The organism is Idiomarina abyssalis (genome assembly GCF_019797805.1).
Taxonomy (GTDB): Bacteria; Pseudomonadota; Gammaproteobacteria; order Enterobacterales; family Alteromonadaceae; genus Idiomarina; species Idiomarina abyssalis.
Map to the genome: position 1 here is coordinate 1,458,733 of NZ_CP081832.1, position 16,647 is coordinate 1,475,379.

Consider the following 16,647-nt stretch of genomic DNA (forward strand, 5'->3'; position numbering starts at 1 on the left):
AAATAAACTAATAATTAGCAAAAATAACTATAATATAAGGCATTCGACATGCGCCCTGAGCGACAACCCGACAACCTCATTGGCCAGTCCAACAGTTTTTCCGACGTGCTGGAACAAGTTTCGCAAATTGCGCCTCTCGATAAACCCGTCCTTATTATTGGAGAACGCGGCACCGGTAAAGAGCTTATCGCCTCACGCTGTCATTACCTTTCCAAACGTTGGCAACAACAATATATTACGCTTAATTGTGCTGCGCTGAATGAAAACCTGTTAGACAGTGAGCTGTTCGGGCATGAAGCCGGCGCATTCACCGGAGCCGCTAAAAAACACGAAGGCCGCTTTGAACGTGCCGACGGCGGCTCGTTGTTTCTTGACGAGCTGGCAAATACTTCATTACGAGTACAAGAGAAACTCCTGCGCGTTATTGAGTATGGAGAGTTCGAACGAGTCGGCGGACGCCACCCGGTTAAAGTGGATACGCGCCTGATAGCCGCTACAAATGAAGACCTTCCTTCACTTGCTGCCAGTGGTAAATTCCGCTCAGATTTGCTTGACCGCCTCGCTTTTGATGTCATCACCCTGCCACCCTTACGTGAAAGACGCGACGACATTATGTTACTTGCTGAGCATTTTGCGATTTCAATGGCCAGAGAAATGGAGCTTGAACTGTTTAGCGGTTTTTCAGAGAAAGCCCGAAAAACATTAATGGAATACCACTGGCCCGGTAACGTAAGGGAATTAAAGAATACCGTTGAGCGCAGCCTGTACCGACTGGGCAATGGGCATGTCCCTATTCACGATATTATTATTGATCCGTTTAATAGTCCGTTCCGCCCTAAAACTTCAGTCACGAAAACTGCGGCACAGGAGCCGGTGGTCAGCGAAATAGCGCCTCAGGACAATAACGGATCGAACGACCTGCCTAAATTGAACCCAGAACAACCCATCGACTTTAAGCTGAAGTCTCAGGAGTATGAAACTGAAGTCTTGTCACAAGCCTTACGTTTATGTCAGTTTAACCAAAAGAAGACAGCAAGTTTTCTCGGACTGACATATCATCAATTACGTGGTTACTTAAAAAAGTACCAGTTATTGGAAGGGGCTTCTGCAGCTAATGATTAAAGCGTACGCCAACGTCGCTGTTATTGCGGCCGCACTGGTATCGGGTTGCCAGTCGGAAGAGCCAGAGCCCGCGCCTCTGGCTGACGGCATTATTTACTGCTCAGAAGGCAACCCGGATACCTTTAATCCGCAGCTCATCACTTCCGGAACAACAGTAGATGCTACGGCAGCTCAGTTATACGACCGCCTAATAGACTACGATGCCAAGCAGCAAAAGTTTGTACCTGCATTAGCAAAGCGCTGGGAAACTTTAGACAATGGAACACGCTACCGATTTTATTTACGTGAAGGCGTTCAGTTTCATAAAACTGACTATTTTGAACCAACCAGAGAATTAACCGCTGAAGATGTTCAATTTAGTTTTAACCGTTGGCTCGATGAAACCAGTCTTTACCATCATGTCGGCGGAAGCTATCCGTTTTTCAGTGCTACCGGCCTTGATCAACTCATTAATAAAGTCGTGAAGATTGACGAAATGACAGTCGATATTGTACTTAACAATGCCGACAGCTCATTCCTGGCAAATTTAGCAACAGATTTCGCTATCGTTTTGTCCGCCGAGTACGCACAGAAACTTTTAGTCGCGGAACGACCAGAGCAAATTGACAGCTTACCGATAGGGACCGGTCCTTATCGTTTTGAAAGTTACCGAAAAGATATCTTAATTCGGTACTCGCGTCACCCTGACTACTGGCGTGAAGGGCCAGGTATTAAGCACTTGGTGTACTCCATTACACCCAACGCCAACAAACGCATGCTGAAATTAGTTACCGGCGAATGTGACATCATTCCTTACCCATTGGTCAGCGAGTTGAAAGCTCTTAACCGGGAGCAACTCATGGTCACCAATGAGGTCAGTCCTAACGTTTCATTTTGGGCTTTTAACACGCAAAAAGAACCCTTTGATGATCCTCTCGTTCGTCAGGCTTTAAGTCACGCGATTAACCGCGAAGCCATTATTCAGACAATTTATTACGGCAACGCAGAGCTGGCGCTGTCGATATTGCCGCCTACATCCTGGGCATACGATGACCGGGGCATTCAGTATCAATACGATCCGGAAAAAGCCAAACGCCTGTTACAGGAAGCAGGCCACTCCAGCCTGGATATTACGATTTGGGCGATGCCAGTACAGCGAGTCTACAACCCCAATGCCCGTAGAATGGCAGAGTTGATGCAATCGGATTTAGCTCAAATAGGCGTATCTGCGCGCATTGTTTCATATGAATGGAATACCTTTCGGCGACGCCTTTCTCGGGGGAACACGATACAGTACTTATAGGCTGGTATGCCGATAATGCCGATCCTGATAACTTTTTCCGGCCCCTGCTGAGTTGTGCCGCAGTAGCGACCGGCGGCAATCGAGCGAACTGGTGCCATACCGGTTTTGATCAACTTCTGTACAGTGCCATTGCAACGACAAACCCAGAAGAGCGCAAAGCTCTATATCAGTCAGCGCAGCACTTGTTGAATCAACAACAACCTTTACTGCCGATTGCTCATTCAAAACGTTTTCAGGCACAACAGAAAAGTATTAGCGGTGTCGAATTACCCCCTTATGGCGGCATTAACTTTCGTCTTGCGACTAAAAAGCCTGTACAGGAGCAATCGCAATGACTCGCTATCTTGTTGGCCGCTTAAGTGTTTTTATTATTGCCGTTTTTTTACTGACAGTTTTTAGCTTCAGTCTTAATTACCTGTTTCCGGGTGACCCTATAACCAATATGACCGGTGTTCGTACCTTCCAGAACAATTATTCATTAGTGATGGAGTTACGCGCCGGAGACGAAAACATTGCCGCGCAGTATCTGCATTACTTACGCCACTTGTTCGCAGGTGACTGGGGGCTGTCGTTAAGTAATAGCACACCAGTGTTTGCTGACGGTCTCCAGCATTTTATGGCGTCAATGGAGCTGATTATTCTGGCGTTATTGGTTGCAGTCATCTTTGGTTTACCTTTGGGCGTGTTTGCAGCGACCCGCTTCAGACAACGCTCAGACAAGGCAGTAATAAGCCTGGCAATGATGGGCTACTCTATTCCGGTATTCTGGCTAGCACAGCTCTTGATCTTACTGTTCGCTATAAAGCTGGGCTGGTTTCCCATTACGGGCCAAATTAATCCACTATATGGCGTAGAACCACAAACCGGCTCTATTCTAATCGATGTATTCCTTAGTCAGTCAGAGTATAAAGCTGAAGCACTTCAGGACGCTTTAAACCATATTGTTTTGCCGGTGCTGATATTGGCCATTATGCCTATGATGTTGCTACTCAGACTTATGCGAAACGCAACTCAGGAAATGCTGCAGAAACCTTTTGTCAAAGCAGCCAGAGCCCGCGGTTTAAGCGAATGGCGCGTACTAGTAAAGCACGCTATTCCCAACGCCGTGCAATCGGTACTGCAACAAACCACGCTACTTTTTAGTTTATTGTTAACGAACAGTATTGTTGTCGAGTCCATTTTTAACTGGCCCGGAATGGGTAATTGGCTTATCCGCAGTATATTTGAACGCGACTACCCTATTATTCAGGCTGCAGTGCTTATGTTCGCTTTCGTGATTTTACTATTCAACCTCCTGGTTGAGCTGTACCACGGCTGGCGCTTTCCAATAGTGAGGCATGAACAAAATGCCACAGATTAACCTCTATCATCACGACGAAACACCGTCTCCGCTGCAACTGGTCTGGAAAAGCTATCGAGCCCGATTTTTATCCATGGCAGCGCTTTATGTTTTATTAGCAATGATTCTCGTGGTTATTTTGTCGCCACTGCTGGCGCCGTTTAACACTTCAGCTCAATTTTCTGACGCTATCGCACTACCACCCTCATGGGTTGAAAGCGGTAATATGAAGTATTTATTCGGTACGGATGATCTTGGTCGCGACATGCTTTCAAGGCTTCTGATAGGCGGGTTATACAGCCTTGGCCTTCCCATACTTATGGTTGCTGTATCGTCATTAATAGGAATGAGTATTGGCGCACTTGCGGGCATTGATCGCACCATCAAGTATCAAAGTCTGTCGCGATTATTTGATACTCTGCTATCTATCCCATCCTTTTTGATGGCTCTTATCATTATTGCTATTCTCGGCACCGGTTTTAACAACGTTGCCTTTGCTATAACACTGTCGCTCATTCCACAGTTCATTTTTGTCACGCGCAATGCTGTTCACGAAGAGTGGCACAAAGACTACGTGACAGCTTCGCGGCTAAATGGTTGCTCAAAGGCTTATTTGCTTTATCGGGTTATCTTACCCAATGTTACACCAACACTGGTCATGCAGTTAACGGTGTCTCTTTCTGTTGCTATTATGGATATTGCTGCGCTTAGCTTTCTTGGCCTGGGTATTCAGGCACCTACTCCAGAGTGGGGAAGCATGTTAGCGCGGAGCCTGGACGAAGTTTATTTATCACCCTGGTCAATGGTGTTACCGGGCGTTACCCTGTTCATTACGATAATGGCTATTAATATTGTTGGAGACAGTTTACGTCGCGCCTTAAAAGAAAGGGTTAACAGCTAATGCAGTTACTCGACATCCGCAATTTGACGGTTGAAATGCAAACGCCACAAGGTGTTGTTCGCGTGCTCGACAAGGTCAACCTGCAACTCAGCGAAGGCGAAATACACAGCATAGTGGGCGAATCTGGCTCAGGTAAAAGCTTGCTGGCTAAAGCGATTGTCGGCTTTATTAATCCTAACTGGCAGGTTACTGCAGACAGACTCTGGTGGAACGGTCAGGATTTGCTGGCAATGACACCTAAGCAACGTCGGCACATTACGGGTCGCGACATGGCAATGATTTTTCAGGATCCTAACGCCTATCTTGACCCTAACAGCACGGTTGAACAGCAAATTATTGAGGCCATTCCACAAGGCGATGTGCGCGGCACCTTTATGCGCCGCAGAGTAGATCGTAAAACTCGGGTAAAAAGATTATTGCACCGGGTTGGTATTCGCGACCATGAATCAATTATGGACAGTTACCCTTTCGAATTGTCTCAGGGCATTGCACAGAAAGTGAGTATCGCCATCGCTATAGCTCACCGCCCCCGTCTACTCATTGCTGATGAGCCAACCACTGCCATGGAGCCATCGACACGACTGCAGATTCATCGTTTGATTGCCCGGCTGGCTGTCAGTCAGCAGATGTCAGTCGTACTTATTTCACAGGACGTAGCGTCAATTTTGCCGGAAACTAAGCGGCTAACAATGCTCTACTGTGGTCAGTTAATGGAAACCGGCCCGGCAAATGAAGTATTGTCAGAGCCTGCGCACCCTTACACCGACTCAATGATTCGCATGTCGTTACAAACACAACAGCAGCTTCCTCATAAAGCTCGGCTACCGACCTTACCAGGTACTATTCCAACGCTGCGCCATATGCCCATTGGTTGCCGCTTAGGACCAAGATGCCCATACGCGCAAAAAACCTGTGTAAAAGCACCGGTAGCAACCCATGAACGGCAACGTGTCTTTCATTGTCACTTTCCATTACTGGATACAACACCATGAGTCATTTACTCGAAGTGCGCAATTTGGGTAAAACCTTTCGTTCGCGTAAAGGCTGGCCTTGGTCACCCAAGTCGGTCGCGATAGAACCACTTTCATTTACACTTGAAGCTGGCGAAATACTGGCCGTTATGGGCGAAACGGGTTCGGGGAAATCCACTCTTGCGCAAATTATTGGCGGCGTTGCGACCGCCAGCAGTGGAGAAATTTGGCTCAATGGTCAAAAAGTTCATAGCAAGAACTACTCTCAGTTATGCAACAATATTCGCATGATTTTTCAGGACAGCGAAAACTCACTGAACGCTCACCTCACCATAGGTAAGCAGCTGGAAGAGCCTTTGTTGTTCAATAAGGAGCTTAGTCCTGCTGAGCGCCGGGAACGGGTCAATCTGACTTTACAGCGTGTTGGTATGCTGAGAGAGCATTGGGAGTTTTACCCCCATATGCTCTCTAGTGGCCAGAAACAGAGAGTGTGCATTGCGCGGGCTATTATTCTTGAACCACAAATTGTGGTTGCCGATGAAGCCTTGGTTGCACTTGACCCATCAGTTAGAGCTCAAATCATTAACCTAATGCTCGATCTTCAGAAAGATATGGGTATATCTTACATTTTAGTGACACATTCGCCGCAAATCGTGAAACACATTGCTGATAAGATCTTAATTTTATATCGTGGTAAAATGATCGCGTTTGATAAAACAGACATAGTACTAGAAGACACGCAGCAACCTTATGTTCAACAGTTGCTGCACGAGCACTTGAAACAGAACATTCAATATAACAGCGACAGAAGCGCTAAGATCGCTGACTAAAACTAAAAAAACAGGAGTTTAATGTGGAAACAGGTACTCTGATATCACTAGCGCTGTACTTTATTGTCATGCTAGGTATTGGGCTTTATGCCTACAAAAAATCTACTGACTCAGTTTCAGGCTATATGCTTGGAGGACGGGGTTTAGGACCTGGTGTTACAGCATTGTCAGCTGGTGCATCCGACATGAGTGGGTGGATGTTGATGGGCTTACCCGGTGCAATTTACGTCTCTGGCGTATCACAGTTGTGGATTGCAGTGGGTCTGGTCATCGGTGCATATCTTAACTATGTGATTGTCGCACCACGCCTAAGAACCTATACAGAAGTCGCTAACGACTCTATTACTATTCCCGACTACTTTGCCAATCGCTTTAACGATAAAGGTCGTCGGCTGCGTATTTTTTCTTCCGTCGTTATCATTATATTCTTCACCCTATACACCTCTGCCAGTCTGGTTGCGGGAGGCAAGCTGTTCGACAGCTCCTTCGGCATGGACTACACCACCGGCCTCTGGGTAACAGCCGGTGTTGTTTGTGCTTATACACTGTTCGGGGGCTTCCTTGCGGTCAGTATGACTGACTTTGTGCAAGGCTGTATCATGTTTGTCGCTTTGGTCTTGGTGCCTATCGTGGCCTTTTCCGAACTTGGTGGCTACAGCAGTGTTGTCGGTCAGGTAGGAGACATTAATCCGGACTTCCTTGCCTTCTTTAAGGACGGAGCTACCGGGGAGATGTTAGGCACACTGGGTATCATTTCGCTTCTGGCCTGGGGTCTTGGCTACTTCGGCCAGCCACATATTATCGTGCGCTTCATGGCGATTCGTTCAGTGAGTGATGTAAAAGCGGCTCGCCGTATTGGTATTTCCTGGATGACCGTTTCTATCATCGGTGCCATGGCAACGGGCTTTGTCGGCATAGCTTATGTGGCAGAAACCAAAATGAGCCTGCCCGATGCTGAAACTATCTTCATCATTTTCTCGCAGTTCTTGTTCCACCCATTAATTGGTGGTTTCCTGCTGGCAGCTATTCTGGCCGCAATTATGAGTACCATCTCATCGCAATTGTTGGTTAGCTCAAGCTCTTTAACAGAAGACTTTTATAAGGCCTTCCTGCGTAAAGACGCCAGTGATAAAGAACTTGTTTTTGTTGGACGCATGTCAGTTTTAGCGGTTTCTTTAGTCGCTATTTGGCTGGCGTGGAACCCGGAAAACACCATCTTGAGTCTGGTCAGTAACGCCTGGGCAGGCTTCGGTGCCGCATTCGGCCCCGTAGTTATTCTGAGTCTATTCTGGAAACGCATGAACCGTAATGGCGCATTAGCAGGCATGTTAGCCGGTGCCATCACTGTACTGTTCTGGATTTACGGACCAACCTTTGGCGGCGAGCACCTTTCAGCGTACGTCTATGAAATTGTGCCCGGCTTTATTCTGTCTACTCTGGCTATTATTATCTTCAGTAAATTTACCGCTGAACCAGAGCAAGAGCTTCAGGATAAATTTGTTGAAATGGAAAGTGTCATTGACGACTACTACCATGGTGACAAAAAAGGCTAAAGTAGCTTTCGCTATGTAACTGATAAAAAGACCAGCCCATCGCGGCTGGTCTTTTTTGTTTTAAGAGTCCAGCCTATAGTGATAGAAAACAAAAAAGGTAAACACTATGGCTAAATTAAACATTATTGCATCAGCCGCAATCGCTTTCTCATGCGCTGCCGCAACTCTACCAAGCAATGCCAGTGACCGCATTACTGGCCATCACTTTGCGACCCGATCTGAAGCTATGGCACCGACAGCTATGGCTGCAACCAGTCAACCCCTAGCAACTCAGGTTGCGTTAGATATTATGCAGGAAGGCGGTAACGCTATTGACGCGGCAATTGCTGCCAATGCTGTATTAGGACTGGTTGAGCCCACAGGTAACGGTATAGGCGGCGACTTATACGCCATTGTATGGGATGCCGACTCAGAAAAACTCTATGGGTTGAATGCCTCTGGCCGTTCGCCACAAAGTCTTTCGCTGGAATACTTTCAAGAGAATGGCTATGAGTCGATTCCGGCCCGGGGCGTATTGCCACTGTCTGTACCCGGTGCCGTAGATGGTTGGTTTGAATTACACGGCCGGTTTGGCAATTTGAGTATGGATAATATCCTGCAACCGGCCATAAACTATGCCGAGTCTGGCTTCCCGGTTACCGAAGTCATCGCTTATTACATGGAGCGTAATGCTGCAGTACTGGAAGACATACCAGGGTTTGCAGATGTCTTTATGCGTGACGGTAATGTACCGGAAAAAGGAGAGCGATTTAAAAACCCTGATCTGGCAAATACTTACAAAATGCTCGCCAACGAGGGTCGTGACAGTTTTTATAAAGGTGAAATTGCCCGCACCATTAGTGACTTCGTGGAGGAGCATGGTGGCTTTCTTTCCTACGAGGACTTAGCTCAGCATACATCAACCTGGGTCGACCCTGTCTCGACTAACTACCGCGGGTACGATTTATGGGAATTGCCGCCTAACACCCAGGGAATTGCCGCTCTTCAAATTTTAAACATGCTTGAACAGTTTGATATCAAAGCGATGGGTTATGACAGCCCGGAGTACATTCATCATTTTGTTGAAGCCAAGAAGCTCGCTTTTGAAGACCGTGCTAAATACTATTCCGATCCGGACTTTAGCGACGTACCGGTTGAAGGTCTTATTGACAAAGAGTACGGCAAAGAACGCGCTAAACTGATTAACTCTGAACGTGCCGGACGTTCTTATGAACCGGGAAACCCGCCAACTGAGGGCGATACTATTTATCTCACCACGGCCGATAAAGACGGCAATATGGTTTCTCTTATCCAGAGTAATTATCGTGGTATGGGCTCTGGTGTCACCCCGACAGGCTTAGGTTTTGTTCTGCAAAACCGTGGAGAGCTCTTTGCTTTAGATCCAAACCATCGCAACGTATTTGAGCCAGGAAAGCGCCCTTTCCATACCATTATTCCTGCCTTTGTGACTAAAGATGGCAAACCAGTAATGAGCTACGGTGTTATGGGGGGCGCAACACAGCCTCAAATGCATGCACAGATTCTTATCAATATGATTGATTTTGGTATGAACCTACAAGAAGCTGGTGACGCTCCTCGCATACTGCACACAGGCTCAAGTCAGCCAACAGGATCTAAAATGAACGACGGAGGTGTCGTTAGTCTGGAAAATGGCTTCTCAAAGCATACACGCCGCGAGTTAATTAAAATGGGGCACACCCTACAGGAGGCTGTTGGTCCATACGGTGGTTATCAGGCTATTTGGAAAGACCATGAGCAAGATGTCTACATTGGTGCTTCTGAAAGCCGTAAAGACGGCCACGCAGCTGGTTACTAATTAAGCGCCCGTTTCGCTGCTTACCGAGCAGCGAAACGGCTTTGTTTTTACTGTATCGAACTAACCTCTTCGCTCGCGATACAGGTCAATTTCTTCCATGATCAAATCACGCATTCTCGTTGTTGTCTCATAACCAAGATCAATGGCTTCCTGACCACGATAAAACTCCATAATACCAATATGACCAAGCTTTGGTTGTACGAGTATGTCCGGCGGATCACCCGCCATACGGGCCTTAGTAATACGCTCCTGCATAATGTCTATGGAGCTGGCCATAACACTGAACATACCCGGTGCTTTTTCACCATTATTTCTAAAGCGTTCTTTAAAACTATCCAGATATTCTTTACTACCAGACCACATGTTATCGAAAAAGCCATTTTCGTTATCCTGAACTTCCATATCAGCTTTTTCTTTTTCAAGCTGTTCAGCTTCTGTTTGAGGTGGAATACTGCGCCCACGCCGTTGTAGTGCTTTAGAATTCAACTGCGAGTTAAGATGTACTGCAATAACAAAGTCTGCGCCTAGAGCTCTGCACAAAGACACAGGTACCGGGTTAACCAGACCACCGTCAATTAGCCATCTTCCGTCAAAAGATTTAGGGGATAAAACCCCCGGCATCGCACAAGAAGCGCGTGAAGCATCGTAGAGGTCGCCTTCGCGCAACCAAATTTCGCGGCCGCTGTATAAATCTGTAGCCACGGCACCATAAGTAATTGGCAAGTCTTCTATATTTCGCTGACCGAACTCTTCCCGCGCACGGTTAAATACCTTTTCGCCGCCAATAATACCGCCATGGTTAAAGCCGAAATCCAGCAAATTGAATACTTCCCAGCGGTTCATGCCCTGAACCCATTGCTCGATTTCAGCTAACCGACCTGAAGCATAACCCGCTCCGACTAAAGAGCCTATTGACGTTCCTGCCACCATATTAATCCGGACGCCCATTTCTTCCAGCGCCTTTATAACCCCAATATGCGACCAACCCCGAGCAGCACCAGAGCCCAGAGCCAAAGCGACTTTCACTTCCGACATGTTCTTTTTCCTGCTTTTCTTACTAATGCATCTATCGTACTATGATTATTCATTCGTCAACAACATCACTGAGCAGTTAGATGATTTGGACAGAACGCCAGTCAGGTACATCAGAGCAGCGCCCGAACGATACCCGCACGGACTTTCAACGCGATAAAGCCCGGATTCTTCATAGCGCTGCATTCAGGAGACTGCAGGCTAAAACGCAAGTCATGTATGTTGGTATGCACGACTTCCCGCGGACTCGACTGACACATTCGCTCGAAGCCAGCCAAATAGGCGCAAGTCTGGTTGTTCATTTAAGTAACCAGAATCCAGACGTCGCTTCTCAGCTTGAACTGTCAGAGCCGTTACTTGAATCATTATGTCTGGCTCACGATATAGGCCATCCACCATTTGGTCACGGCGGCGAAATTGCCCTTAACTACATGATGCGAAATAACGGAGGGTTTGAAGGTAATGGCCAAACCTTTCGCATTGTAACTCAACTTGAAGCCTACACGCCCCAGCATGGCATGAACTTAACCCGGCGAACCTTAATGGGGTTACTAAAGTATCCGGTCTTAGCCAGTCGTATTTGCCAACAGAAACTCCCTGCCGATGTCACTAACTTTCGCCATTTACGCACCCGCGAGTGGTTACCTCCTAAAGCCTTATACGATGATGACTCTGAGCAGTTGAACTGGGTCCTTCAACCCTTAAGTGATTCAGATAAGAAAGGCTTCCAGGAATTATTACAGCAACCTTCTGGCAATACCCATGGCAAAAGCGCGCTCAAAAGCATTGATGCATCCATTATGGAAGCTGCAGATGACATCGCTTACGGCGTCCACGATCTTGAAGACGCTATTGTCGTAGGTCTTATTCAGCGACATCACTGGGAAGACCAAATGCTTTCTGACCTGCGACAACTGGAAGCAGAGCTACCTAACTTTAATGCAAAGGAACTGACAGAGGATCTCTTTTCCGGAAGCCATCACCGTCGAAAACAAGCCATTGGTGGCTTAGTGAACCGCTTACTGACATCTGCAAAGTTAGAACGAACGGCCTATGACTTCGAATGTCCGTTACTTCAGTATCAAGTTCAGCTCGGTGAAGCCGAGAAAATTCTGCTGAACTCATTGAAACAGTTTATTTTTAATTGGGTAATTCGTAAGCCGGAAATGCAGGCTCAGGAGTTTAAAGGCCAGCAAATTGTCATGGAATTATTCGAAGTTCTGGCCGTAGAACCTGAACGGTTGCTTCCGGAAAATACGCGCTTACGTTATATGCAGCAAAAGCAGAAAGGCGAAAATGCATTACGCGTTATTTCCGACTACCTGTCAGGCATGACCGACGGTTACGCGGCTAAGCTGTATCAAGAGCTGTTCTCTGTTAGCTCACCCAAAAGCGCTTTTCAGTAACACTTCTAGACAAAAAAGCCGAAGCAATAAGCTTCGGCTTTTAACTCTGATAAGAAAGCTTTTATTTATGACAGACTAATGTCATCTTTCTCATTGGTTTTTGCTTCGTTCTTAGCTTCTTCTTTCGCCGCAGCGCGTTCAGCTTCGCGGTCTTCTTTCGTTCTCTTTTCTGGTCTGGATAACAACAGCTCACGCAGACGACCTTCTAGTTCATCAGCAATTTTCGGGTTGTCTTGCAAGAACTTCATTGAGTTCGCTTTACCCTGTCCGATTTTATCGCCGTTATAGCTATACCAGGCTCCTGCCTTGTCGACCATTTTGTGCTTAACACCCAAGTCAATTAGCTCGCCTTCTTTAGATATACCTTTTCCGTATAAAATTTGGAAGTTTGCTTCTTTAAAGGGCGGTGCAACTTTGTTCTTAACGACTTTAACACGGGTTTCGTTACCGACCACTTCGTCGCCTTCTTTCAATGCGCCGGTACGGCGAATATCCAGACGAACCGAAGAGTAGAATTTCAAGGCGTTACCACCTGTCGTCGTTTCAGGGTTACCAAACATAACACCTATTTTCATCCGAATTTGGTTGATGAAAATACACATGGTGTTTGATTTCTTAATGTTCGATGTCAATTTACGCAAAGCCTGTGACATTAAACGTGCTTGCAAACCAACATGGCTGTCACCCATTTCGCCTTCGATTTCAGCTTTAGGTGTCAAAGCCGCTACAGAGTCGACAATAACCACATCGACAGCGCCTGAGCGAACTAACATATCGCAGATTTCCAGCGCCTGCTCTCCGGTGTCTGGCTGTGATATCAATAAATCATCGACATTAACCCCGAGAGCTTCAGCATAGATTGGGTCGAGTGCGTGCTCAGCATCAACGAAAGCACAGGTCTTACCCATTTTCTGGGCTTCAGCGATAACTTCCAGAGTTAACGTTGTTTTACCGCTCGATTCAGGACCATAAATTTCTACGACCCGGCCAAAAGGCAAGCCGCCAATACCCAGAGCAACATCCAGCCCTAATGAACCGGTTGAAACAGAGGCAATATCCAGAGTCTGGTTATCGCCCAGACGCATGATAGAACCTTTACCAAATTGACGTTCGATTTGTCCGAGCGCTGCATCTAACGCCTTTTGACGATCATTGCTCATTATAAGCTCCGTTATTAATCACTGGTTTTATACACAGTATACTGTACACATTTACAGTATCAAGTATTGTTCTGACTTTTTCCTTGAAATACAACTAAGTTATTGTAATTCAATTGTATTTATCAGTTTATTTAAAACTGAGTCCATTGTTTTCAAACGAATCTCTGCGCGATTACCTGAAAAGTGCTCATGCCAGGTCCAGCAGCTTTTACTATTCGCAATAGCCATCCAGACCAAACCAACCGGTTTATCGGCAGTGCCACCTCCCGGCCCTGCTACACCGCTAACTGCAATACTCCAGTCAGCACCGCATAAGGACAAAGCCCCGGAAGCCATTTGTTCAACACAGGCTTCAGAAACAGCCCCATGTTTTTCCAGTACTTGTGTTTCAACCGCCAGCAGCTTTTGTTTGAGCGCATTAGTATAGGTGATTATTCCACCATTAAACCAAGCAGAACTTCCAGCAACTTCGGTAATAGCGTATCCTATTCCTCCTCCGGTACAGGATTCTGCGGTACAGACTGTCTGCTGTTTTTGCTGCAGGCGTAGACCGACTTGTTCCGCGAGTTCAAAGGTTTGCGGCGCGACTGCCGTGGTTGCTAACATAACAATGGCTCCAGATAAGAATATTCAACTATGCCTGAATTCTCTGACAAACAGATCCAATCACATACCCCGATGATGCAGCAATACCTACGTATAAAAGCAGAACATGCTGACATGCTTTTATTCTATCGTATGGGGGACTTTTACGAACTGTTTTTTGAAGACGCTAAACGTTCGGCACAGTTACTGGATATTTCTCTAACGGCGCGAGGCCAAAGTAATGGCGAACCTATCCCTATGGCAGGTGTGCCTTATCATGCGGTAGAGAACTACTTAGCACGCCTGGTTAATATGGGAGAATCCGTTGCGATTTGCGAACAAATTGGCGACCCCGCGACCAGTAAAGGCCCGGTTGAAAGAAAGGTAGTCCGCATTGTCACTCCCGGAACTGTCACCGATGAATCACTATTAACTGAGAAGCAGCAAAACCTTTTAGTCGCTATTTGCCCTCTGGATCCGAAACAACCAGAAGGCGAGTATGCCATTTCCAGTCTTGAGCTTAGCAGTGGGCGCTTTTGGTTAACCAAAGCGCACTCAGCCGAGCAGCTTGCAGCAGAAATGCAACGCCTTGAACCCGCTGAACTTCTTTACCCAGAATCGATTTCTCTGGCCGGGCTGCCACTGGCAAAAGCTAAGTGTAAACGCCGCCCTGCCTGGGAGTTCGAACAACAAACAGCTTTCATGTTGCTGACCCGTCAATTCGGAACTCAGCACCTTGAAGGCTTCGGTATTAAAAACAATGAGCCGACCCTTGCTGCTGCCGGAGCTATTCTACACTACGTAAAAGAAACTCAACGCGCCGCTCTGCCCCATATTCAGTCCCTGGTAACTGAACATCCGCAGGATGCCATTATTCTGGACGCGGCAACGAGGAGAAACCTTGAGCTGCAACAGAGCATGGGCGATGGCAATACCCATCTTTCTGCGGTACTCGACAAAACCGTTTCCGCTATGGGAAGCCGTCAGTTTCAACGATGGTTACAGCGCCCTATCCGTAACCATGAGGAACTGAACCAACGTTACGACGCTGTCGACGCTTTAAAGGAAAATAATGGCTACGAAAATGTGCAGTTGTCGCTGAAGAAACTGGCCGACATTGAACGTATTGTCGCGCGGGTTGGTTTGAGAAGTGCCCGCCCCAAAGACTTTGCCAGACTGCGCGACAGCCTGGCGCAAGTACCCGAAATCCGCGACTACCTGTCTCATAACGCTTTAAGTTATTTGAAACAGAACATCCAACCCTTTCCGGAAATTGTCGATCTGCTGACCAGAGCCGTAATTGAACAACCGCCCTTATTGATTCGTGATGGTGGAGTCATTGCAAAAGGCTACGACAAAGAACTCGATGAATTACGAGATCTCGCTACCGGAGCTACCGACTACCTTAAGCAGTTAGAGCAGCGCGAACGGGAAAGAAGCGGCATTGCCACACTAAAAGTTGGATACAACAAAGTCCACGGCTACTTTATTGAAGTCAGCCGGCTGTCATCAGAGTCCGTTCCAGATGATTATCAGCGCCGTCAGACGCTTAAAAACACTGAGCGTTATATAATTCCCGAGCTAAAAGAGCACGAAGATAAAGTACTTAACGCTCAGGCTCGCTCGCTGGCCAGAGAAAAATGGCTGTACGATCAGCTTTTTGAACATCTTCTACCGCAGGTCAATGCTTTACAAAAGAGTGCCTCCGGCCTTGCGCAACTCGATGCTCTTTGTTGCTTTGCAAAGCTAGCGGATAACTACCGCTACTGTCGGCCTCAACTTAAAAAAGACAATAGCTTAATTGAGCTGGAAGCGGCCCGTCACCCAGTTATTGAGCAGCTAAGTGACGAGCCTTTTATCGCTAACCCGATGTCTCTGACACCCGAGCAGCGAATGCTAATGATTACAGGCCCGAATATGGGCGGTAAGTCGACTTATATGAGACAAGCAGCGCTCATTGTTATTCTGGCTCACATGGGCTGCTACGTGCCCGCGGATAAGGCGATTATTGGAGATATCGATCGCATTTTTACACGTATTGGAGCTTCCGACGATCTAGCCTCAGGTCGCTCAACGTTTATGGTAGAAATGACAGAAACCGCTAATATTTTGCATAACGCTACCGCAAAAAGCCTGGTTCTCATGGATGAGATAGGTCGTGGCACGTCAACCTATGATGGTTTATCTCTAGCCTGGTCCTGTGCGGACTACCTGTCCCGACAGCTTAAATGTTTAACTTTATTTGCAACACATTACTTTGAACTAACGGAGCTTGCTGAAGAGCTGCCGGCAACCATCAACGTGCATGTTGATGCTAAAGAACATGGCGACACCATAGCGTTTTTGCATAAAGTCAGTGCGGGAGCTGCAAGCCAAAGTTTTGGTCTGCAAGTTGCGAAGTTAGCCGGGGTTCCCGATAATGTCATAAAAAGCGCAAAGCAAAAACTAACAGAGCTCGAACACACGCATCATGGCATTTCGAAAGCGCCTCAACAAAAAGCTATGGAACTTCCCTTGCCAACTGAAGAGCAGAACCCTTTGCTTAGCGAGTTAGAACAGCTCGACTTAAACGATTTAACGCCAAGGCAGGCACTGGATATCCTTTACCAATGGCAGCAGAAACAAAAAAGCTCAACCTGAGGTTGAGCTT

12 protein-coding genes and 1 pseudogene are annotated in these 16,647 nt (G+C 46.9%); 10 read left to right on the forward strand and 3 right to left on the reverse strand.

Features of this window, described 5'->3' with window-relative positions; genetic code table 11:
• Positions 1–48 precede the first annotated feature (48 nt).
• The 8 genes and pseudogenes from pspF (at position 49) to ggt (ending at position 9,814) form a co-directional block, all read left to right on the forward strand.
• The gene (gene pspF, locus K5X84_RS06900) at positions 49–1,122 is read left to right on the forward strand and encodes a phage shock protein operon transcriptional activator (protein WP_054487986.1); all 1,074 of its coding nucleotides are present in this window, start codon (positions 49–51) and stop codon (positions 1,120–1,122) included.
• Positions 1,115–2,739 (forward strand): annotated as a pseudogene (locus tag K5X84_RS06905) (ABC transporter substrate-binding protein). The gene pspF and the pseudogene K5X84_RS06905 overlap by 8 nt, the downstream one beginning before the upstream one ends.
• Positions 2,736–3,764 (forward strand): ABC transporter permease, encoded by a 1,029-nt coding sequence (locus K5X84_RS06910; protein ID WP_054487991.1) that lies wholly within the window; start codon positions 2,736–2,738, stop codon positions 3,762–3,764. The pseudogene K5X84_RS06905 and the gene K5X84_RS06910 overlap by 4 nt, the downstream one beginning before the upstream one ends.
• Positions 3,751–4,644, forward strand: a complete 894-nt coding sequence (locus K5X84_RS06915; RefSeq protein WP_074930767.1) for an ABC transporter permease subunit — start codon at positions 3,751–3,753, stop codon at positions 4,642–4,644. Before K5X84_RS06910 ends, K5X84_RS06915 begins: the two co-directional genes overlap by 14 nt.
• Positions 4,644–5,636, forward strand: coding sequence for a peptide ABC transporter ATP-binding protein (locus K5X84_RS06920; RefSeq protein WP_054487993.1), 993 nt, complete (start codon positions 4,644–4,646; stop codon positions 5,634–5,636). Before K5X84_RS06915 ends, K5X84_RS06920 begins: the two co-directional genes overlap by 1 nt.
• Positions 5,633–6,445 (forward strand): peptide ABC transporter ATP-binding protein, encoded by an 813-nt coding sequence (locus tag K5X84_RS06925; RefSeq protein ID WP_222235418.1) that lies wholly within the window; start codon positions 5,633–5,635, stop codon positions 6,443–6,445. Before K5X84_RS06920 ends, K5X84_RS06925 begins: the two co-directional genes overlap by 4 nt.
• A gap of 23 nt (positions 6,446–6,468) precedes the next feature.
• A complete protein-coding gene (gene putP / locus K5X84_RS06930) occupies positions 6,469–7,998 on the forward strand; it encodes a sodium/proline symporter PutP (protein ID WP_199494536.1) in 1,530 nt (509 codons plus the stop codon).
• 106 nt (positions 7,999–8,104) lie between these two features.
• Positions 8,105–9,814 (forward strand): gamma-glutamyltransferase, encoded by a 1,710-nt coding sequence (ggt, locus tag K5X84_RS06935; RefSeq protein ID WP_222235419.1) that lies wholly within the window; start codon positions 8,105–8,107, stop codon positions 9,812–9,814.
• Positions 9,815–9,874: 60 nt separating this feature from the next.
• Here the strand turns inward: ggt and rssA are convergent, their stop codons facing one another.
• Complete coding sequence (gene rssA / locus K5X84_RS06940) at positions 9,875–10,849, reverse strand: patatin-like phospholipase RssA (protein WP_054488001.1); 975 nt, start codon at positions 10,847–10,849, stop codon at positions 9,875–9,877.
• Positions 10,850–10,929: 80 nt separating this feature from the next.
• Between rssA and K5X84_RS06945 the strand changes: the two genes are divergently transcribed.
• Complete coding sequence (locus tag K5X84_RS06945; protein WP_054488003.1) at positions 10,930–12,252, forward strand: anti-phage deoxyguanosine triphosphatase; 1,323 nt, start codon at positions 10,930–10,932, stop codon at positions 12,250–12,252.
• A gap of 65 nt (positions 12,253–12,317) precedes the next feature.
• Here the strand turns inward: K5X84_RS06945 and recA are convergent, their stop codons facing one another.
• Complete coding sequence (gene recA / locus K5X84_RS06950; RefSeq protein WP_054488004.1) at positions 12,318–13,412, reverse strand: recombinase RecA; 1,095 nt, start codon at positions 13,410–13,412, stop codon at positions 12,318–12,320.
• Positions 13,413–13,511: 99 nt separating this feature from the next.
• Complete coding sequence (locus tag K5X84_RS06955; RefSeq protein ID WP_222235420.1) at positions 13,512–14,018, reverse strand: CinA family protein; 507 nt, start codon at positions 14,016–14,018, stop codon at positions 13,512–13,514.
• Positions 14,019–14,048: 30 nt separating this feature from the next.
• On the opposite strand from K5X84_RS06955, the gene mutS reads away from it, so the two are divergent.
• The gene (mutS, locus tag K5X84_RS06960; protein ID WP_222235421.1) at positions 14,049–16,637 is read left to right on the forward strand and encodes a DNA mismatch repair protein MutS; all 2,589 of its coding nucleotides are present in this window, start codon (positions 14,049–14,051) and stop codon (positions 16,635–16,637) included.
• The last annotated feature ends 10 nt before the right edge of the window (positions 16,638–16,647 follow it).